16 protein-coding genes are annotated in these 19,610 nt (G+C 68.7%); 13 read left to right on the top strand and 3 right to left on the bottom strand.

What is annotated here, in order from left to right:
• The first annotated feature begins 10 nt into the window (after positions 1-10).
• From bamA to RAB70_RS10605, 10 genes are all read left to right on the top strand, one after another.
• Positions 11-2,431 (top strand): outer membrane protein assembly factor BamA, encoded by a 2,421-nt coding sequence (gene bamA, locus RAB70_RS10650; RefSeq protein ID WP_017908791.1) that lies wholly within the window; start codon positions 11-13, stop codon positions 2,429-2,431.
• 467 nt (positions 2,432-2,898) lie between these two features.
• Positions 2,899-3,921, top strand: coding sequence for a UDP-3-O-(3-hydroxymyristoyl)glucosamine N-acyltransferase (gene lpxD, locus RAB70_RS10645; protein ID WP_148828513.1), 1,023 nt, complete (start codon positions 2,899-2,901; stop codon positions 3,919-3,921).
• The gene (gene fabZ / locus RAB70_RS10640; RefSeq protein WP_010344048.1) at positions 3,918-4,388 is read left to right on the top strand and encodes a 3-hydroxyacyl-ACP dehydratase FabZ; all 471 of its coding nucleotides are present in this window, start codon (positions 3,918-3,920) and stop codon (positions 4,386-4,388) included. Before lpxD ends, fabZ begins: the two co-directional genes overlap by 4 nt.
• Positions 4,389-4,407: 19 nt before the next feature.
• Entirely contained in the window at positions 4,408-5,199 is a 792-nt protein-coding gene (lpxA, locus tag RAB70_RS10635; RefSeq protein ID WP_017908793.1) for an acyl-ACP--UDP-N-acetylglucosamine O-acyltransferase, read from the top strand.
• A gap of 23 nt (positions 5,200-5,222) precedes the next feature.
• Positions 5,223-6,506: a lipid-A-disaccharide synthase gene (gene lpxB, locus RAB70_RS10630; RefSeq protein WP_265531485.1), complete on the top strand. Its 1,284-nt coding sequence runs from the start codon at positions 5,223-5,225 to the stop codon at positions 6,504-6,506.
• Positions 6,503-7,198 carry a ribonuclease HII gene (locus RAB70_RS10625; RefSeq protein WP_026143203.1) on the top strand — a complete coding sequence of 232 codons (696 nt, stop codon included), beginning with the start codon at positions 6,503-6,505 and terminating at the stop codon, positions 7,196-7,198. The genes lpxB and RAB70_RS10625 overlap by 4 nt, the downstream gene beginning before the upstream one ends.
• Before the next feature lie 157 nt (positions 7,199-7,355).
• Positions 7,356-10,943 carry a DNA polymerase III subunit alpha gene (gene dnaE / locus RAB70_RS10620; RefSeq protein WP_265531484.1) on the top strand — a complete coding sequence of 1,196 codons (3,588 nt, stop codon included), beginning with the start codon at positions 7,356-7,358 and terminating at the stop codon, positions 10,941-10,943.
• Between the two features lie 55 nt (positions 10,944-10,998).
• The gene (locus tag RAB70_RS10615) at positions 10,999-11,868 is read left to right on the top strand and encodes a hypothetical protein (protein ID WP_148830095.1); all 870 of its coding nucleotides are present in this window, start codon (positions 10,999-11,001) and stop codon (positions 11,866-11,868) included.
• A gap of 115 nt (positions 11,869-11,983) precedes the next feature.
• A complete protein-coding gene (locus tag RAB70_RS10610; RefSeq protein ID WP_148830094.1) occupies positions 11,984-12,943 on the top strand; it encodes an acetyl-CoA carboxylase carboxyltransferase subunit alpha in 960 nt (319 codons plus the stop codon).
• A 24-nt stretch (positions 12,944-12,967) separates the two neighbouring features.
• Positions 12,968-13,726, top strand: coding sequence for a tetratricopeptide repeat protein (locus RAB70_RS10605; RefSeq protein WP_017908799.1), 759 nt, complete (start codon positions 12,968-12,970; stop codon positions 13,724-13,726).
• Positions 13,727-13,806: 80 nt separating this feature from the next.
• Here RAB70_RS10605 and RAB70_RS10600 read toward each other — a convergent pair whose 3' ends face one another.
• A complete protein-coding gene (locus RAB70_RS10600) occupies positions 13,807-14,262 on the bottom strand; it encodes a CopD family protein (protein ID WP_017908800.1) in 456 nt (151 codons plus the stop codon).
• An 81-nt stretch (positions 14,263-14,343) separates the two neighbouring features.
• Here RAB70_RS10600 and RAB70_RS10595 point away from each other — a divergent pair, with 81 nt between their 5' ends.
• Together RAB70_RS10595 and RAB70_RS10590 are read left to right on the top strand one after the other, a co-directional pair.
• Positions 14,344-14,949, top strand: a complete 606-nt coding sequence (locus RAB70_RS10595) for a class I SAM-dependent methyltransferase (RefSeq protein ID WP_148829570.1) — start codon at positions 14,344-14,346, stop codon at positions 14,947-14,949.
• Between the two features lie 63 nt (positions 14,950-15,012).
• The gene (locus RAB70_RS10590) at positions 15,013-16,323 is read left to right on the top strand and encodes a polyhydroxyalkanoate depolymerase (protein WP_148829571.1); all 1,311 of its coding nucleotides are present in this window, start codon (positions 15,013-15,015) and stop codon (positions 16,321-16,323) included.
• 51 nt (positions 16,324-16,374) lie between these two features.
• Here the strand turns inward: RAB70_RS10590 and RAB70_RS10585 are convergent, their stop codons facing one another.
• Entirely contained in the window at positions 16,375-17,304 is a 930-nt protein-coding gene (locus RAB70_RS10585; protein ID WP_148829572.1) for a sensor domain-containing protein, read from the bottom strand.
• The gene (locus tag RAB70_RS10580) at positions 17,301-17,666 is read right to left on the bottom strand and encodes a PadR family transcriptional regulator (RefSeq protein ID WP_017908804.1); all 366 of its coding nucleotides are present in this window, start codon (positions 17,664-17,666) and stop codon (positions 17,301-17,303) included. The genes RAB70_RS10585 and RAB70_RS10580 overlap by 4 nt, the downstream gene beginning before the upstream one ends.
• Positions 17,667-17,837: 171 nt before the next feature.
• Between RAB70_RS10580 and RAB70_RS10575 the strand changes: the two genes are divergently transcribed.
• Positions 17,838-19,607: an XVIPCD domain-containing protein gene (locus RAB70_RS10575; RefSeq protein ID WP_148829573.1), complete on the top strand. Its 1,770-nt coding sequence runs from the start codon at positions 17,838-17,840 to the stop codon at positions 19,605-19,607.
• The last annotated feature ends 3 nt before the right edge of the window (positions 19,608-19,610 follow it).

Genomic DNA, 19,610 nt, shown 5'->3' with positions numbered 1-19,610 from the left:
CGGACGTGACATGACGAGATTTCCCACTCGCCGCCTGCTTGCCCTCGCCCTCGCCGCCAGCCTCAGCCTGCCGGCCCTGGCCCAGGTAGCGGAGCCCTTCACCGCCAGCGACATCCGCGTCGACGGGCTGCAACGCATTTCGTCCGGCACCGTGTTCACCTACCTGCCGGTGGAACGCGGCGACACCGTGGACGAGGCCAAGGTCGCCGAGGCGATCCGTGCCCTGTACCGCACCGGCTTCTTCGAGGACGTGCGCGTCGACCGCCAGGGCAACATCCTGGTGGTCACGGTCAAGGAGCGCCCGGCGATCAACAAGCTGACCGTCACCGGCAACAAGGACATCAAGAGCGAGGAACTGCTCAAGGGCCTGTCCGACATCGGCCTCAGCGAAGGCGGCACCTTCGACCGGCTGAGCCTGGACCGGGTGACCCAGGAGCTGACCCGCCAGTACAACAACCGCGGCAAGTACAACGTCGAGATCACCCCGACGGTGAGCCCGCTGGACCGCAACCGCGTCGACGTGGCCATCGCGATCAAGGAAGGCAAGGCGGCCAAGATCCGCCACGTCAACCTGATCGGCACCGAGAAATTCCTCAACAAGGACATCCTGGAGAACTGGGAGTCGCGCGAGCACAACTGGCTGTCCTGGTACCGCCGCGACGACCAGTACTCCAAGGAAAAGCTGTCCGGCGACCTGGAGAAGCTCAACTCCTGGTACCTGGACCGCGGCTACGTCGACTTCAGCGTCGACTCCACCCAGGTGGCGATCAGCCCCGACAAGCGCGACATGTACCTGACCGCCGGCATCACCGAAGGCGAGCAGTACAAGATTTCCGACATCAAGGTCACCGGCGACACCATCCTGCCGCAGGAAGAGATCGAGAAGCTGGTGATCCCCAAGGCCGGCGACACCTTCTCGCGCGCGCTGCTGGAATACAGCTCCGACGCCATCACCAATACCCTGAGCAACATCGGCTACGCCTTCGCCAAGGTCACCCCGATCCCGACCACCGACCGCGAGAAGCGCACGGTGGCGGTGAACCTGCAGGTGACGCCGGGCCCGCGCGTGTCGGTGCGGCGCATCGTGTTCCGCGGCAACACCCGCACCTCCGACGAAGTGCTGCGCCGCGAAATGCGCCAGTTCGAGGACACCTGGTACTCGCAGGCGGCGATCGACCGCTCCAAGATCCGCCTGCAGCGCCTGGGTTATTTCGAGTCGGTGGACGTGGAAACCCCGCCGGTGCCGGGCAGCAACGACAAGGTCGACGTGGTCTACAACGTCAAGGAGACCACCTCGGGCAGCTTCACCTTCGGCCTGGGCTATTCGCAGACCTACGGCGTCACCACCTCGGTGCAGCTGTCGCAGAACAACTTCCTCGGCGGCGGCAACCGCGTCGCGGTGGACGCCTCGCGCAGCAGCTACCAGGAGCGCTACGCGTTCTCCTACACCAACCCGTTCTTCACCGACGACGGCGTGTCGCTGGGCTACAACCTGTCGTGGCGCAAGCTGGACTACTCCGACTTCGGCACCGCGCAGTACAACAGCACCAACGGCGCGGCGCAGGTGATCTTCGGCGTGCCGATCACCGAGACCGACAGCGTCTCGCTGATGTTCGGCGTGGACAGCAACCAGATCACCACCTATCCGGGCTTCACCCCGCAGGCGATCATCAACTACATCGACGCGATCGGGACCAAGACCTTCCACGCCTGGCGCAGCGAGCTCGGCTGGGCGCGCGACACCCGCAACGACTACTTCATGCCCACCCGCGGCATGTACCAGCGTGTGGGCCTGGAAGCCACCCTGCCCGGTTCGACCGTGGAGTACTGGAAGCTCAACTACCAGATCTCCAAGTACTGGCCGATCTCGCCGGCGCTGGTGCTCAACACCCGCGCGGAGTTCGGCTACGGCGACAGCTACGGCAGCGACGTGTCGCGCGACATCTGCGGCACCTACACCAGCGATGCGCAAGGCACGACGACCTACAACCCGCAGGCCTGCAACGGCTCCAACCTGATCCGCAGCGTCACCGCCTCGGGCCTGCCGTTCTACGAGAACTTCTACGCCGGCGGCACCAACTCGGTCCGCGGCTTCGAGGACAACACCCTCGGCCCGCGCTCGGAGGCCACCGCCTCGTACCGCCGCGGCCAGCCGCTGGGCGGCTCGTTCAAGACCGTGGGCTCGGCGGAAATGTACTTCCCGAAGCTGTTCGACAGCCCGTCGGCGCGCATTTCGGCGTTCGTGGACGTCGGCAACGTGTTCAATGGCGTGGACAACTTCAAGTCCAACCAGTTGCGCGCCTCCACCGGTATCGCCCTGCTGTGGCGGGCCCCGGTCGGCCCGATCTCGATCAGCTATGCGATTCCGTTGAAGAAGGAAGACAACGACGAAATCGAGCGCCTGCAGTTCACCTTTGGTGGGCAGTTCTAAAAGAACTGCCCACCCGCTGCCAGGGCTGCGCCCTGGCAGCCAGGTTTTCGCGAAGCGAAAACCTGCTGGGGCTTGGCTTGCCTAATCCCGGCGCCTTCAGCGCGCCCCGAGCGCGTCACCGCATTCGCGCTGACGCCCTACGATTCGCATTGCGAATCGCGGGCCCCGGCTCATCACTCTCCGAATCCCCGCGCCTTCGGCGCGCCCCCTTTACCAAAGGGGGGAGCGCGCCACCGCATTCGCGCTGACGCCCCACGATTCGCACTGCGAATCGCGGGCCCCGGCTCATCGCCTTCCGAATCCCCCCGCCTTCGGCGCGCCCCCTTTACCAAAGGGGGCTTTGCTCGAGTCGGTCGATCGTGGCTTGCAGGTGATCGAGCCTATTCGGCTTGGTGTACGCGAGCGGGTCCCACGCCCTACGCGGGCGTACGTATGACCGTGCTGGTGGCACACGGTAGAATCTCCCGGTGAATACTTCGACCTATACCGCTGACGAGATCGCCGAGCGTTTCGGCCTGCAGGTGCATGGCGACGGCAGCGTCGCGGTGCGCGGCGTGGCCACGCTGGCGCAGGCCGGCCCGGGACAGCTCAGCTTCCTGGCCAATCCCCGCTATCGTGCGCAACTGGCCGACAGCACGGCGGCGATCGTGGTGCTGCGTGCCGACGACGCCGAGGCGGCGCCGGGGACCGCACTGATCGCGCGCGATCCGTACGTCGCCTTCGCCAAGATCGCCGCGCTGTTCGACGTGGCCCCGCTGCGACCGCCCGGCATCCATCCCAGCGCCAGCATCGATCCCAGCGCGCAGGTCGCGCCCAGCGCACACATCGGCGCGTTCGTCAGCATCGGCGCGCGCAGCGTGGTCGGCGAGGGCTGCGTGATCGGCCCCGGCTGCGTGATCGGCGAGGACTGCCAGATTGGCGCAGGCAGCGAACTGCTGGCCCGCGTCACCCTGGTGACCCGGGTGCGTCTGGGCCAGCGCGTGCGCGTGCATCCCGGCGCGGTGCTCGGCGCCGACGGCTTCGGCCTGGCGATGGACGCCGGCCGCTGGATCAAGGTGCCGCAGCTCGGCGGCGTCCGCATCGGCGACGATTGCGAGATCGGCGCCAACACCTGCGTGGACCGCGGCGCGCTGGAAGACACCACCCTCGAAGAAGACGTGCGCCTGGACAACCTGGTGCAGGTCGCGCACAACGTGCACATCGGCGCGCACAGCGCCATCGCCGGCTGCACCGGCATCGCCGGCAGCGCCAAGATCGGCCGCTACGTGATGCTCGGCGGCGCGGTCGGCGTGGTCGGCCACCTGGAGATCTGCGACAAGGTCGTGGTCACCGGCAAGTCGGTCGTGCGCAACTCCATCCACGAGCCGGGCGAGTACTCGTCCGGCACCCCATTGACCGACAACCGCACGTGGCGCAAGAACGCCGCGCGCTTCAAACAGCTCGATGCCCTGGCCCGTCGCATCCTGTCTGTCAGCAAGGAGAAGGAATGAGCCACGATCAGCCCCTGCCGGACGCCACCCTGCCGGACATCAACCAGATCCGCGCACTGCTCCCGCACCGCTACCCGTTCCTGCTGGTGGACAAGGTGGTCTCGCTGGATTTCGAGAACCGCCGGATCGTCGCGCACAAGAACGTCAGCATCAACGAGCCGTACTTCCAGGGCCATTTCCCCGGCCAGCCGATCATGCCGGGCGTGCTGATCATCGAGGCGCTGGCACAGGCCGGCGGCATCCTGACCCAACTGGCGATGGGCCGCGACGCGCAGTCCAAGCTGTTCTACATGGTCAAGGTCGACAACGCCCGCTTCAACAGCCAGGTGGTGCCCGGCGACGTGCTGGAACTGCACGTGGAAATCAAGCGGGTGATCCGCAACATGGCGGTGTACTACGGCGAGGCCAAGGTCAACGGCAAGGTCGTGGCCTGCGCCGAAGTGCTGTGCGCCGGCACCCGCGAATGACCCTGGCAGGAGACCTGCGATGAGCGCCAACGCTCCCCTGATTCACCCCTCCGCGATCATCGACCCGGGCGCGAAACTCGCCGCTGACGTGCGCGTCGGCGCCTTCACCGTGATCGGCGCCGAGGTGGAGATCGGCGAAGGCTGCGAGATCGGCTCGCATTGCAGCATCGTCGGCCCGACCCGGCTCGGCCGCGACAACCGCCTGGTCGGCCACGTCGCGCTCGGCGGCGACCCGCAGGACAAGAAGTTCGCCGGCGAACGCACCGAACTGGTGATCGGCGACCGCAACGTGATCCGCGAGTTCGTCACCGTCAGCCGCGGCACCGGCAGCGGCGGCGGCATCACCCGCGTGGGCAGCGACAACTGGTTCCTCGCCTACACCCACGTCGCCCACGACTGCATCGTCGGCAACCATTGCGTGTTCTCCAACAACACCACCCTGGCCGGGCACGTGGAAGTGGGCGACCACGTGATCATCAGCGGCTTCGCCGGCGCGCACCAGTTCTGCCGCATCGGCGATCACGCCTTCCTCGGCATGGGCGCGCTGATCAACGGCGACGTGCCGCCGTTCACCATGGTCGGCGGCAATTCGCTGGGGCGCCCGCGCGGCATCAACAGCGAAGGCCTGAAGCGCCGCGGCTTCGATCCCGAACGCGTGGCCGCGATCAAGCGCGCCTACCGCGCGCTGTACGTGGCCGGCCTGCCGCTGGCCGAGGCCAAGCACCAGTTGGCGGTGCTGGCCGAAGGCAGCGAGGACGTGCGTGCGATGCTGGAATTCATCGAATCCAGCGAGCGGCCGTTGTTGCGATGAATGCCGGGAATGGGGAATGGGGAATGGGGAATGGGAAGAGCGGTCGCCCGCCCGGCCCCGGCCCCGCTGTTGCTTCGACCATTCCCCATTCCCCATTCCCCATTCCCCGCGCAGCGAAGCTGCGCATCGCCCTGGTCGCCGGCGAAGCCTCCGGCGACCTGCTGGGTGCGGGGCTGATCGACGCGCTGCGCGCGCGCTATCCCGACGCGGAGTTCGCCGGGGTCGGGGGCGAGGCGATGCGCCAGGCCGGGTGCCAGACCTGGTTCGACGCCAGCGAGCTGGCAGTGATGGGTCTGCTGGAAGTGCTGCGGCACCTGCCGCGCCTGCTGAAGCTGCGCCGCGCGCTGCGCGAGCGGCTGCTGGCCTGGCACCCGGACGTGTTCGTCGGCATCGATGCGCCCGACTTCAACCTGGGCGTGGAGCGCTGGCTGAAGCAGCGCGGGCTGCGCACCGTGCATTACGTCAGTCCATCGGTATGGGCCTGGCGCGAGCAGCGCGCGGCCAAGATCGGCGCCAGCGCCGACCGGGTGCTGTGCCTGTTCCCGATGGAGCCGCCGATCTACGCCAAGCACGGCGTGGACGCGCGCTTCGTCGGCCACCCCATGGCCGATGCGATCGCGCTGCACGAAGACCACGGCGCGGCGCGTGCGTCCCTGGGCGTGGCAGCCGACGTGCCGGTGCTGGCGGTGTTGCCGGGCAGCCGCCTGGGCGAGATCGGCAAGCTCGGCGACACCTTCTTCGCCGCCGCCGCGCAGGTGCTGCAGCAGCTTCCGCATGCGCGCGTGCTGGTGCCGGCCGCCAATGCCGCGTGCAAGGCGCTGATCGAAGAACAACTCGCGCGCTCGGCCTTGCCGGCGGCCGCCACCCGGGTGCTGGACGGCCACGCGCGCGCCGCGCTGCTCGCCGCCGATGCGGTGCTGCTGGCCTCCGGCACCGCGACCCTGGAAGCCATGCTGGTGAAGCGGCCGATGGTGGTCGGCTACAAGGTCGCCCCGCTCACCTACCGCATCGTCAAGGCGCTGGGCCTGCTGAAGGTGGACCGCTACGCCCTGCCCAACATCCTCGCCGGCCACGACCTGGCGCCGGAACTGATGCAGGACGCCTGCACCCCCGACGCCCTGGCCGCCGCGCTGCTGCACTGGCTGCGCAACCCGCAGGCGGTGGCGGCGCTGCAGCCCGAGTACGAACGCCTGCACCTGATGCTGCGCCAGGACGCCTCGGCGCGCGCGGCCGATGCGGTGCTCGAATTGCTGGAGGGCCGGGAATCGGGAATCGGGAATCGGGAATCGACAGGAGCAACGGCATGAAGCGCTCCCTTCCCCCGCCGTCGCCGCAGCAGTCGCTTTTGTCCCATTCCCCATTCCCCACTCCCGATTCCCGGCTCTACGCCGGCGTCGACGAAGCCGGCCGCGGCCCCCTGGCCGGGCCGGTGGCGGTGGCGGCGGTGGTGTTCGATCCGGCGCGCACCCGCATCAACGGGCTGGACGATTCCAAGCAGCTGACCGCGGCGCGGCGCGAGACGCTGTATGCGCGCATCGTCGAGCGCGCGCTGGCCTGGCAGGTGGTGCTGATCGAGGCCGAGGAGATCGACCGGCTGAACATCTACCAGGCGACCATGCTGGGCATGCGCCGCGCGGTCGAGGGCGTGGCCCATGTGGCCGGCTTCGCCCGCATCGACGGCAACCGCGTGCCCAAGGGCCTGCCCTGCGCCGCCGAGGCGCTGGTCGGCGGCGATGCCCGCGACCGCGCGATCATGGCCGCCTCGATCGTCGCCAAGGTCACCCGCGACCGGATCATGCAGCGCCTGCACGACGAACACCCGCACTACGGCTTCGACCTGCACAAGGGCTACGCCACCCCGGCGCACCTGGCCGCACTGGCCGCGCACGGCCCCTGCATCCACCACCGGCGCAGCTTCGCGCCCGTCAGGATGGCCCTGGCGGGCCGGGAGCCGGCCGTGGAGATCGGGGATTCGCTGGAGTCGCTGCAGCTCGCGTAGACGCGCACACGGCACCGTCAGCATCGCGTGCGGCTCAGGCATCAGTGAGACCGCCGCGAATCCCAAATCCCGAATCCCCAATCCCCGCCCCGCGCTGTCAAGCCTTGCCCGGCTCGCCCCCCGCCGCTACCCTGCCCGGGCATCGCTCTGGTTCCGCATGTCCACTTCCCGCTTCGCCCATCTGCACATCCACACCGAGTTCTCGCTGGCGGATTCGACCATCCGTGTGCCCGAGAAACCGGATCAGGCTGACCCGAAGAAAGCCAAGCAGGCCAACCTGCTCAGCCGCGCGGTGGAGCTGGACCTGCCCGCGCTGGCGGTCACCGACCTCAACAACCTGTTCGCGCTGGTCAAGTTCTACAAGGCCGCCGAGGGCGTGGGCATCAAGCCGATCGCCGGCGCCGACCTACTGATCGCCGACGGCACCCAGGCGCCGTGGCGACTGACCGTGCTGTGCCGCAATCGCGACGGCTACCTGAGCCTGTCGCGACTGCTGACCCGTGCCTGGTTGGAAGGCCACCGCAGCGAAGGCGGCGTGGCGCTGCGCCCGGAATGGCTGCAGACCGGCAGCGACAACCTGTTCGCCCTGGCCGGCCGCGAGAGCCTGGCCGGGCGCCTGGCCAGCGAAGGCCGCCACGATCTGGCCGAGCAGCAACTGGCCGACTGGCAGCGCATCTTCGGCGATGGTCTGCACCTGGAACTGACCCGCACCGGCCGCGACGGCGAGGAGGCGTTCAACCAGTTCGCCCTGCACGCCGCCGGCACCCGCGGCCTGCCGGTGATCGCCAGCAACGACGTGCGCTTCCTGTACGCCAGCGACTTCGCCGCGCACGAGGCGCGCGTGTGCATCTCCTCCGGACGCGTGCTCGACGATCCCAAGCGACCGCGCGACTACAGCGACCAGCAGTACCTGAAGTCGGCCGAGGAAATGGCCGCGCTGTTCGCCGACATCCCCGACGCGATCGACAACACCCTGGCGCTGGCGCAACGCTGCAACATCGAGATGCAGCTGGGCACCTACTTCCTGCCCGCCTATCCGGTGCCCGACGACGAGACGCTGGACAGCTGGATCCGCAGCCAGTCGCGCGACGGCCTGGCCGCGCGCCTGGAGAAGAACCCGCTGGCGCCCGGCAAGACCCGCCAGGACTACGTGGACCGGCTCGAGTTCGAGCTGGACACCATCATCAAGATGGGCTTCCCCGGCTACTTCCTGATCGTGGCCGACTTCATCCAGTGGGGCAAGAACCAGGGCATCCCGATCGGCCCGGGCCGCGGTTCCGGCGCCGGTTCGCTGGTGGCGTGGGCGCTGCAGATCACCGACCTGGATCCGCTGCCGTACAACCTGCTGTTCGAGCGCTTCCTCAACCCGGAACGCGTGTCGATGCCCGACTTCGACATCGACTTCTGCATGGATCGCCGCGACGAGGTGATCGACTACGTGGCGCGCAAGTACGGCCGCGACCGGGTCAGCCAGATCATCACCTACGGCACCATGGCGGCCAAGGCGGTGGTGCGCGACTGCGGCCGCGTGCTCGGCTTCCCGTACGGCCTGGTCGACGGCGTCGCCAAGCTGATCCCCAACATCCTCGGCATCACGCTGAAGGATGCGATGGGCGAAGGCAAGGACAGCGAGATGGCCTCGCCGGAGCTGATCCAACGCTACCAGGCCGAGGACGACGTCCGCGACCTGATGGACCTGGCGCGGCAGCTCGAGGACCTCACCCGCAACGCCGGCAAGCACGCTGGCGGCGTGGTGATCGCGCCGACGCCGCTGTCGGACTTCTGCCCGCTGTTCGCCGAACACGACGTCGACACCTTCGGCAAGAACCCGGTCACCCAGTTCGACAAGGACGACGTCGAGCAGGTCGGCCTGGTCAAGTTCGACTTCCTCGGCCTGCGCACCCTGACCATCATCGACTGGGCGGTGAAGGCGATCAACGTGCGCCACGCGCGCGCCGGCGTCCCGCCGGTGGAGATCGCCGCGATCCCGCTCGACGACGCGCCGACCTACAAGGGCATCTTCGCCTCGGGCAACACCGGCGCGGTGTTCCAGTTCGAATCCTCGGGCATGCGCCGGCTGCTGAAGGACGCCCGCCCCGACCGCTTCGAGGACCTGATCGCGCTGGTGTCGCTGTACCGCCCCGGCCCGATGGACCTGATTCCCTCGTTCAACGCGCGCAAGCACGGGCAGGAGGAGATCGTCTATCCCGATCCGCGCACCGAAGCGATCCTGAAGGACACCTACGGCATCATGGTGTACCAGGAGCAGGTGATGCAGATGGCGCAGATCGTCGGCGGCTACTCGCTGGGCGGCGCCGACCTGCTGCGCCGCGCGATGGGCAAGAAGGTGCCGGCGGAAATGGCCAAGCACCGCGAGATCTTCCGCGAGGGTGCGGCCAAGGGCGGCGTCGGCGAGGCCAAGGCCGACGAAATCTTCGACCTGATGGAGAAGTTCGCCGGCTACGGCTTCAACAAGTCGCACGCCGCCGCCTACGCGCTGGTCAGCTACCAGACCGCGTGGCTGAAACGCCATTACCCGGCCGAGTTCATGGCGGCCACGCTGTCCTCGGACATGGACAACACCGACAAGGTGGTCGGCTTCCTCGACGAGGTGCGCAACCTCGGCCTGACCGTGCTGCCGCCGCGCATCAACGCCTCGGCCTACATGTTCGAGGCGGCCACGCCGGACACCATCCAGTACGGCCTGGGCGCGATCAAAGGCGTGGGCCGCGGCGCCTGCGAGGCGATCGTGGCCGAGCGCGAGCGTGGCGGCGAGTACGCCTCGCTGCTGGATTTCTGCACCCGCGTGGAATCGGCCAAGCTCAACAAGCGCACCCTCGAGGCGATGATCAACGCCGGCGCGATGGACGGGCTGGGCGCCAACCGCGCCACGCTGATGCTGCAGTTGCCGGAGGTGATGAAGGCCACCGAGCAGATGGCGCGCGAGCGCGCCTCCGGGCAGAACTCGCTGTTCGGCGGCGCCGACACCAGCGCCCCGGCGCTGCGCCTGGACCTGCCGGAGAGCAAGGAATGGCCGCTGGGCCAGTTACTGGCCGGCGAACGCGAGACGCTGGGCTTCTACCTCAGCGGCCATCCGTTCGATCCGTACCGCGACGAAGTGCGCGAACTGGTCGGCTGCGACCTGAGCGCGCTGGAGAAGATCTGCGCGCAATCCGGCGGCGGCCGCGGCGGTGGCGACGGCGAGAAGCGCGCCTGGCGCCCGGAGGTCAGCGCGATCCTCGCCGGCCAGGTGGTCGGCGTGCGCCGCAAGGGCGACAGCCAGGTATTCGTGCAACTGGAGGACGGCCGCGGCCGCATCGAGTGCAGCGCGTTCTCCGACGCCATCGCCGAGTTCGGCCACCTGCTGACCCGCGACCGTATCCTGATCGTCAAGGGCGGCGTGCGCGAGGACGAATTCAACGGCGGCTACGCCATGCGCATCCGCCAGTGCTGGGACTACGAACAGATCTGCACGCACCACGCGCAGCGCCTGTCGCTGCGCCTGGACCTGCGCCAGCGCAGCGCCTGGCCGCGCATCGACGGCCTGCTCGCCCGCCACCGCCCGGGCAAGACCCCCCTGCGCCTGGACCTGCTGCTGCAGTCGGCGCAGGGCGGCATCGCCGGCATGCTCGACCTCAACGGCAGCCATTCGGTGCGCGTGGACCCGCAACTGCTGGACGCCCTGCGCGGCGACCCGGCGGTGCGCGCGGTGAAGGTCAAGTACAGCCCGCCGTGGGCGAACTGAGCCTGGCGCGCAGCGCGGCGCGCCCGTTGCGCATGACCGAAGGAAGGAGGCCGCGATGAAGACCGTGCTGTTCCCGTTCGCTGCCGCGCTCGCGCTGGCGGCGTGCTCCTCGTCCAAGGTCGACTTCCAGATCGACAACCCCACCGCCGCGCCGCTGTCGATCACGCTCGACGGCAAGACCCTGCAGGTGCCGGCGCAACAGGCGCAGCCGGTGACGTTGGCGGCCGGCGAGCACCACCTGCGCAGCGAACGCCTGGGCGATGTGCGCTTCATCGTCTACGCCGATACCAGGGGCGGGCTGATCAATCCGACCCTGAGCGAGTACGTGACCGCGAACGCGATCTACCTCACCAGCCCGGACAAGGCGAAGAACTTCGGTTCGATCAACGCGCGGATCGAACTGAACGGCGTCACCTTCGAAGGCCCCTTCAAACAGACCCACGACCTGTTCATCGACAAGGACTGGACCTTCGGCGTGCGCGAGCCGTTCCCGGACGAGCAGGTCGTCGCGCATGTCGATGCCAGCGGCGGCAAGATCTCCAGCAAGATCTTCACTGCGCCGGACTTCATCGCCTACGTCGAGACCGGCATGGGCCAGCCCGGCGCGTTCGAGCGCGCGCGGCCGGGCCGTTACGTGACGCCGCGCTTCGCGCTGGAGAAGGCCCCGGCGACGTTGCCGCCGCTGGACCCGGCCTACGAGGCCCATGCCGGCCCGCTGCGCGCGCTCTACGCGCGCCACCTGCGCGCGACCAGCGCCGACGCGCAGCGTGCCCTGCGCAAGGAAGCCTTCCAGGCGCAGATGGCGTTCACCACCGCCACCGCGACGCTGGGCGCCTCGCTGCCGCCCTCGGCCAACGAGGCATGCAACACCTTCGTGCACGCCTTCGGCGAGCTGACCGGGCGCAGTGCGCTGGTCGTTCCCTGAGCCGCCGCCGCCCCCGGCCAGCCGCGCCCCGCCGGCCTTTCCACACCGGAGCGTACGGGCAGTTGCCGTACATTCGGCTAAGCTTCCCCACCTTTGATCCATCCGACGGCTTCCAATGAACCCGAACTACCTCGACTTCGAGCAACCCATCGCCGATCTGGAAGCCAAGATCCAGGAACTGCGCAACGCCAGCACCGGCCCGGCGGTCAACGTCGACGCCGAGGTCAGCGCGCTGGAGGACAAGCTGCGGGTGCGCACCGCGCAGATCTTCCGCGACCTGTCCTCGTGGCAGATCTCGCAGCTGGCGCGGCATCCGCAGCGCCCGTACACGCTGGACTACATCAACGTGTTCTGCGACGAGTTCCAGGAACTGGCCGGCGACCGCGCGTTCGCGGACGACAAGGCCATCGTCGGCGGCCTGGGCCGCATCGATGGCCGCGCGGTGGTGATCATCGGCCACCAGAAGGGCCGCGACACCAAGAGCAAGATCGCGCGCAATTTCGGCATGCCGCGCCCGGAGGGCTACCGCAAGGCGCTGCGCCTGATGAAGCTGGCCGAGCGCTTCAAGCTGCCGCTGCTGACCTTCATCGATACCCCCGGCGCCTACCCCGGCATCGGCGCCGAGGAGCGCGGCCAGAGCGAAGCGATCGCACGCAACCTGCTGGAGATGGCCGAGCTGAAGGTGCCGGTGATCTGCACCGTGATCGGCGAAGGCGGCTCCGGCGGCGCGCTGGCGATCGGCGTGGGCGACCGCACCCTGATGCTGGAATACGGCACCTATTCGGTGATCTCGCCGGAAGGCTGCGCCTCGATCCTGTGGAAGGACGCCTCCAAGGCCAAGGACGCCGCCGAACAGCTCGGCCTGACCGCCAAGCGCCTGTCCGCGCTGGGCCTGGTCGACAAGGTGATCCGCGAACCGATCGGCGGCGCCCACCGCAACCCCACGCAGATGGCCAAGCGCCTGAAGGCGGTCCTGCTCAACGAACTGCGCGCCCTGGAACAGCTGCCGATCGAGCAGTTGCTGGAGAAGCGCTACGCGCGCCTGCGCAGCTACGGGGCGTACGAAGCGGCCTGATCGCGACACAAGGAAGCGTTGTCCATGAATCCCATCGTCCTGCTGTCGCTGGCCTTGCAGTTGGCCTGCTGCGTGCACGTGGTGCGCAGCGGCCGCCCGCTGTATTGGATCTTCATCCTGCTGATCTTTTCGTATCTGGGGATCCTGATCTACGTGATCGCCGAACTGCTGCCGGAGTGGCGCAACGATCCGCGCGCGCGCCGCCACCTGCGCAAGGTCGGCGCCACGCTCGATCCGAACCGCGACAAGCGCACCGCCGGCAATCGCCTGGAACTGGCCGACACCGTGGACAACCGCCGGCAACTGGCCGAGGTGCACCTGGATAACGGCGAGTACGCGCAGGCGGCCGAGGTGTTCGAGAGCGGCTTGCGCGGCATCCACCGCGACGACCCCGGACTACTGCTCGGACTGGCCAAGGCGCAGTTCGGCCTGGACCAGCCGGCCGCGGTGAAAGCCACGCTGGACCGGCTGATCGCCGCCAACCCGCAGTTCCGCTCGCAAGACGGCCACCTGCTCTACGCGCGCGCCACCGAGGCGCTGGGCCAGACCGACGCGGCGCTGGAGGAATACGCCGCGCTCGCCGACGACTACCCCGGCGAAGAAGCGCGCGTGCGCTACGCGCAACTGCTGCAGCGCGCGGGCCAGCCGCAGCGCGCCGGCGAAGTGTTCAACGAAGTACTGAAGCGCTCCAGCCTGGCCCCGCGCTACTACCAGCGCGACCAACGCCAGTGGATCGACCTGGCCCGCAGCGAACTGAAGCAACTCGACAGCCGCAACGCCTAGCTGCTGGCGCAAACCCGGAAAGGGTCAGAAACGGGGACTTTCGAATCCCAAATCCCCAATCCCCAATCCCCAATCCCCGCTCAAAACGGCTTGGCCAGCACCAGCCAGATCACCACCAGCAGCGCCAGCACCGGCACCTCGTTGAACAAGCGCAGCGCGCGCGAGGACGGCAGCGCGCCGGCCTGGCCGACGCGCTTGAGCCAGCGGCCGGTGAAGATGTAATAGGCCAGCATCAGCGCCACCAGGCCGAGCTTGGCGTGCAGCCAGCCGCTGTGGCCAGGCGCGACCATGGTCGGGAAGTCCGGCAGCACCTTGTAGCCCAGCCACAGGGTCAGCCCCAGCAGCAGGGCCAAGCCGAACATCATGTGGCCGAAGCGGTACAGGCGCCGGCCCATCAGCGCCAGGCGCTCCTGCACCTGCGGCTGGCCCGCGCTCTCGGCGACGTTGACCAGGATACGCGGCAGGTAGAACACCGCCGCCATCCATGCGATCACGAACAGCAGATGCAGGGACTTGATCCACAGGTAGAGTTGCATGCGCTGGCTCCGTGTCGCTGGCGTAGGATGTGCGGCCATTTTCGCCGATTCGTCCGGCGCCCGCACGGATCACACGCCCGCATGGACAAACAGTACGACGCCGACTACTTCCAACGCTGGTATCGCCGCGACGGCATCGGCGATGCCGCGCGCCTGGCGCGCAAGGTCGCGCTCGCCGTGGCCCAGGCCGAGTACTACCTGGAACGGCCGATCCGCAGCGTGCTCGACATCGGCTGCGGGGAAGGCGCCTGGCGCGCGCCGCTGCTGAAGCTGCGGCCGAAACTGCACTACCTCGGCTTCGACAGCAGCGACTACGCGGTCGCCCGCTACGGCCGCCACCGCAACCTGCACCCGGCGCGCTTCGGCGATTTCGCCTGGCTGCGGCCGTGCGTGCCGGTGGACCTGCTGGTGTGTTCGGACGTGCTGCACTACGTGCCCAGCCGCGAACTGCGCCAGGGCCTGCCCGGCCTGGTGGAGCTGTGCGGCGGCTTGGCGTTCCTGGAGACCTTCGCCGCCGAAGACGACTTCGACGGCGACCACGCCGGCTTCCAGCCCCGCGCGGCGCGCTGGTACCGGCGCCAGTTCGGTGCGCTCGGGCTGCGCCCGGTCGGCAGTCATTGCTGGCTGGCGCCAGCGCTGGCGGGGGATGCGGCGGCACTGGAGACGATTGGTCTGGTGCCCCATTAAGGTGCAAACCGCGCGGATGCGTTATGCTGCACGGCAGCATACGCTCAGGATGGAAACACCGGCATGCTCTACCAGTGGCACGAACTGACCCGTAACCTGCTCGCCCCCTGGGTGCACCAGGCCGAAGCCAACGCCAAGATCTTCTCCGACCCCAACAGCATGTGGTCGACGCTGCCCGGCGCCGAGCGCCTGGCCGCGAGCAACGAGTTGATGCACCGCCTGGGCAAGGACTACGAGAAGCCGGCCTGGGCGCTGGACCATGTCGAAGTCGACGGCCACGCCCTGCCGATCGTCGAGCAGGAAGTGCTGCGCAAGCCGTTCTGCCGCCTGCTGCGCTTCAAGCGCTTCAGCGACGACGCCAAGGTCGTGGACGGACTCAAGAAGCAGCCGGCCGTGCTGGTGGTGGCGCCGCTGTCCGGCCACCACGCCACGCTGCTGCGCGACACCGTGCGCACCCTGCTGCGCGACCACAAGGTCTACGTCACCGACTGGATCGACGCGCGCATGGTGCCGCAGTCCGAAGGCGACTTCGGCCTGGACGACTACGTGCGCTACGTGCAGGACTTCATCCGCCACATCGGCGCCGAATCGCTGCACGTGATGAGCGTGTGCCAGCCGACCGTGCCGGTGCTGGCCGCGGTGTCGCTGATGGCCGGACGCGGCGAGACCACGCCGCGCTCGCTGGTGATGATGGGCGGGCCGATCGACGCGCGCCGCAGCCCCACCGAGGTCAACAACCTGGCCACGCGCAATCCGCTGTCCTGGTTCGAGCACAACGTCATCCATACCGTGCCGCCGGCCTACCCCGGCCACGGCCGCGCCGTCTACCCGGGCTTCCTGCAGCACATCGGCTTCCTGGCGATGAACCCGAGCCGGCACTTCATGTCGCACTGGGATTTCTACGCCAACCTGGTCAAGGGCGACCTGCAGGACGCCGAGGCGCACCGCCGTTTCTACGACGAGTACAACGCGGTGCTGGACATGCCGGCCACCTACTACCTGGACACCATCCGCGTGGTGTTCCAGGAATTCCTGCTGCCGCGCGGCGAATGGGTGATCGACGGCGAACGCGTCGACCCGGCGGCGATCCGCGACACCGCGCTGCTCAGCATCGAAGGCGAACTGGACGACATCTCCGGCCTGGGCCAGACCGCCGCCGCGCAGGACCTGTGCACCGGCATTCCCGCGGCGCGCCGCCAGCACCTGGAAGTGCAAGGCGCCGGCCATTACGGCATCTTCAGCGGCCGTCGCTGGCGCGACATCGTGTATCCGCAGGTGCGCAGCTTCATCGCCGCCAACGCCGGCGCCAGCCGCGCGCCGGCGGCCGGCAACGTCACCCCGCTCAAGCGCCGCGGCAGCCGCAAGGCGGGCTGAGCGGCATCTTGCCCGCGGCGATCACGCCGCGGGCGATCGTGCATCAGGACATCAGGGCGCCTCGCTGCGCACCAGCAGGTGCTTGGCCAGCAGGCCATGCGCCTTGCCGAAGCCGCGCGACAGGTGCAGGGTGACGAAGAACAGCGCCGCGCCCAGCACGCTGGCCAGCAGCAACGGCAGCCACGCCTCGCTGCCGATCCAGTGCAGCGGACCGACATGAACGGTCAGATCCGCGACATCTGGGGCAAACAGCGCGGCAGGCGCCAGCAGCATCAGCAGCGACGTACTCAGCAAGGCCGCGAATACCGTGAAGTAGACGATCCCCAGCGGCAGCATCAGCAGGAAATACAGCATCGTGGTCCAGGTGCGCGCATCGGTGAACATCTGCCCGATGCGCTGCAGCCACGGCTGTTCGGGGGCGCTGTACAGCGGCCGGCGTGGCATGCGCTCGCCCAGCAGGACTTCCACCACGCGGCCCTCCACCAGCGACAGCAGCCGCACCGACCCGAAGAACAGCACCAGCAGCGGCACACCGATGATCAGGATCAGCAAGCCCGCCGACACGCTGACGCCGGTCACCAGCCAGGTGAAGTAGAAGATGCCGGTAACCAGCGACAGCAGCATGTAGAACAGGCTGCCGTAGGCGCGCGGGTCGGCGACCACGCCGAAGAAGCGGCCGGGCAACGATTTGCGCCTGGGCGGCGCCGGCGGCTTCAGCGCGCGGCTCACCGTGACCTCGGTATCGCGGTAGATCTCGGCCACCTCGTCCGGCGCGCCGTAGCTGCCGGCGACGCCGGCGATGACCTCGGCCTCGCTCTTGCCCGGCTGCTCGGCCAGCTCCGAGCGCAGGTATTCCTCCGCGTCGTACAGCGCGTCCTGGATCAGCGCGGGGTCGGCGCCGGCCAGCGCCGCGCGCAGTTGCGCCAGGTAGTCGGGAATGGTGGTCGGCAAGGGCCGCGGTGCGGTGTGTGCGCTGCTCATTCTGAAATCCCCTTCAGCACGGAATCGACGGAATCGCGGGTGGCGCGCCACGCCGCGGCCCATTGCCGCAGCGTGGAAAGACCCGCCGCGGTGATGCGGTAGTAACGCCGTGGCGGCCCCGCCACCGACGGCTCGACATGGCTGGACAGCAGCCCCGCCGCCTCAAGGTTGCGCAGTACCGGGTACAGCGCGCTCTGCTTGCCGCTGAGCACGCCCTCGCCCACCTGCTCCAGGCGCTTGGCGATCAGGTAGCCGTACAGCGGCGCCTCGGCCGCGGCCAAGACCGCCAGCAGGGCCAGCGACACGGTGCCGGCGCTCAGCTCCTTCTGGAATTTCTTCAGCTGTGCATCCGGCTCGACCATGACGCCCTCGCTAGGTTGAGCTAGATACTAGTAACGAGTTCAACATAGTGATCGTGCCATTGGTCATGCACGCCGCCCAGGCGCCGCGATTGCCGCGGCAAACGTTTCGACAACGTCGCGCGCCCTACACTCGTGACGGTTCCGTTCCACATGCATTCCAGGAGGTATCGCATGAGCCCGTCCCCCACCGAACAGCAACCCGGCCAGGCCACCGACCCGAGCTTCGCCAGTTCCGGCAACCAATACTCCGCTGGCCCGATCAAGCGGGATCCGAACGCTGGCGCAGGCTCGCTCGAGTACAGCCGTACGGTCACCGAAGCCAGGCGTGGCCCAGTGGAGTACGCCTTGGTGCAGACCGGCAAGGTCGGCGCCGGCAGCAAACAGGAAGACGGCAAGACCGTGTTCAACGTGGAGATGGAGTTCACCCAGGGCCATCGCATCGAGGGCGCATTCAAGGCCGGGCGCCTGGCCGTCGACGGCAGCCTGACCCAGGCGGTCGGCGAGCGCGGGCGCTACGAGGTGCGCCTGCCCGGCGAGGCCAAGGCCGAAGCCGCTGCCCAGGTGAATCCGTTCGACCCGCAGACCATCCCGGTGGACGGCAGCGTCAAGCTCGACGGCCAGGCCTTCGCCAAGACCTCGATGGAGGCGACGTTTCGCGGCTTGGCCACCTCCAGCGAGCGCACCGATGCGGCCGGCATGAGCTACGCCGTGCAGCGCGTGGACGAGCACAGCGTGCGCGTGGCGGTCGGCCCGACCCAGGCGCTGGAGCGGCTGGAGGCGGCCGGATTCAAGACCGACATCGCCCAGGCCATGCTCGGCCGCCAGGACGCGCTCGGCCAGGCGACCATGCGCACCGCCACCTTCGACCTGCGCGAGCCGCAGGCGCAAGCCGCCTATCGCGACTTCCTGGCCAGCGGCAAGCTCGCCGCCAACGTACCCGGCGTCAGCGACGTACAGAAGGTCGAAAGCCTCACGATGAGTTCGGAAACCCGTGCCCAACTCGCGGTAGGCCCGTTCAAGGCCGAGCTGGGCGGCCAGCGCAACACCGGGGAGAACGTGCGCACCACCTATGCCGACGGCAGCTACAGTCTGGTCGGCAAGGTGCAGTACGGCGGCAACGTGCCGATGACCATGACCCGCCAGTTCGACGCCGCGAACAACGAGCGCGTGGACGAACGCAGCTACCAGTTCAAGTTCGACAAGGTCGACGAGAACCAGGCGCAACTGCTCAACTCGGTGCTCGCCGGCAAGGCCGGTGCCGAGGGTCCGGCGAAGGCCGGCCAGGACCTCACCCTGCACTTCTCCGAGCGGCAGATGGATGCGCTGCGTCAGCAGTACCAGCGCGCGGCGCAGGCCAGCCCGATGACCGCGCACGAGGCGGCGCAGTACGCCAAGCAAAGTCCGCAGGACTTCGCGATCGGCCTGGCGCGCAACCTTGGCAATTCCCAGTACGGCCTGAGCGAGCGCCTGTTCCGCGTGGCCGACAGCGCCGGCGGCACGCCGGGCGGCGATCTGCAACGCATCGACGCCAAGGCCGAAACGCCAGAGCAGAAGTCGCCGACGGCGCCGACACGCGCCACCGGCAGCGGGCCGGAGCCGCACGCCGCTGCCGCCGCCGACCCGCGGCAACAGGCGATGCAGCAGGCGATCGAGCGCAAGCTCACCCCGTACGATGCCAACGTCGCCAGCAACTTGCTGCTGGCAGCCAGGCGCGACGGCCTGACCCAGGTCGATCACGTGCTGCGCAACGACAACGGCCGCGTGTTCGCGGTGCAGGGCGACCCCAGCGCCGGCGACAAGCGGGTGGCCTACGTGGACGCCGCGCAGGCGGCCACCATCCCGGCGGCGGAAAGCGCCAGGCAACTGGCCGCGCTGCCGCCGCTGCCGAACCAGGCGCCGGTGCAGGACACACAGGAACCGCAGAAGCGCGCGCTGTCGTAGACA

This window comes from Xanthomonas sontii (assembly GCF_040529055.1).
GTDB classification, from domain to species: domain Bacteria; phylum Pseudomonadota; class Gammaproteobacteria; order Xanthomonadales; family Xanthomonadaceae; genus Xanthomonas_A; species Xanthomonas_A sontii.
The sequence above is the reverse complement of the archived record's forward strand: the minus strand, read 5'-3'. Positions and strand labels throughout refer to the sequence as shown.

Bases quoted from the DNA above. Each gene is read 5' to 3' on its own strand.
- bamA (WP_017908791.1), top strand. From the start codon at position 11: ATGACGAGATTTCCCACTCGCCGCCTGCTTGCCCTCGCCCTCGCCGCC.
- fabZ (WP_010344048.1), top strand. From the start codon at position 3,918: ATGAGCCACGATCAGCCCCTGCCGGACGCCACCCTGCCGGACATCAAC.
- lpxA (WP_017908793.1), top strand. From the start codon at position 4,408: ATGAGCGCCAACGCTCCCCTGATTCACCCCTCCGCGATCATCGACCCG.
- lpxB (WP_265531485.1), top strand. From the start codon at position 5,223: ATGGGGAATGGGAAGAGCGGTCGCCCGCCCGGCCCCGGCCCCGCTGTT.
- RAB70_RS10625 (WP_026143203.1), top strand. From the start codon at position 6,503: ATGAAGCGCTCCCTTCCCCCGCCGTCGCCGCAGCAGTCGCTTTTGTCC.
- dnaE (WP_265531484.1), top strand. From the start codon at position 7,356: ATGTCCACTTCCCGCTTCGCCCATCTGCACATCCACACCGAGTTCTCG.
- RAB70_RS10615 (WP_148830095.1), top strand. From the start codon at position 10,999: ATGAAGACCGTGCTGTTCCCGTTCGCTGCCGCGCTCGCGCTGGCGGCG.
- RAB70_RS10610 (WP_148830094.1), top strand. From the start codon at position 11,984: ATGAACCCGAACTACCTCGACTTCGAGCAACCCATCGCCGATCTGGAA.
- RAB70_RS10605 (WP_017908799.1), top strand. From the start codon at position 12,968: ATGAATCCCATCGTCCTGCTGTCGCTGGCCTTGCAGTTGGCCTGCTGC.
- RAB70_RS10600 (WP_017908800.1), bottom strand. From the start codon at position 14,262: ATGCAACTCTACCTGTGGATCAAGTCCCTGCATCTGCTGTTCGTGATC.
- RAB70_RS10595 (WP_148829570.1), top strand. From the start codon at position 14,344: ATGGACAAACAGTACGACGCCGACTACTTCCAACGCTGGTATCGCCGC.
- RAB70_RS10590 (WP_148829571.1), top strand. From the start codon at position 15,013: ATGCTCTACCAGTGGCACGAACTGACCCGTAACCTGCTCGCCCCCTGG.
- RAB70_RS10585 (WP_148829572.1), bottom strand. From the start codon at position 17,304: ATGAGCAGCGCACACACCGCACCGCGGCCCTTGCCGACCACCATTCCC.
- RAB70_RS10580 (WP_017908804.1), bottom strand. From the start codon at position 17,666: ATGGTCGAGCCGGATGCACAGCTGAAGAAATTCCAGAAGGAGCTGAGC.
- RAB70_RS10575 (WP_148829573.1), top strand. From the start codon at position 17,838: ATGAGCCCGTCCCCCACCGAACAGCAACCCGGCCAGGCCACCGACCCG.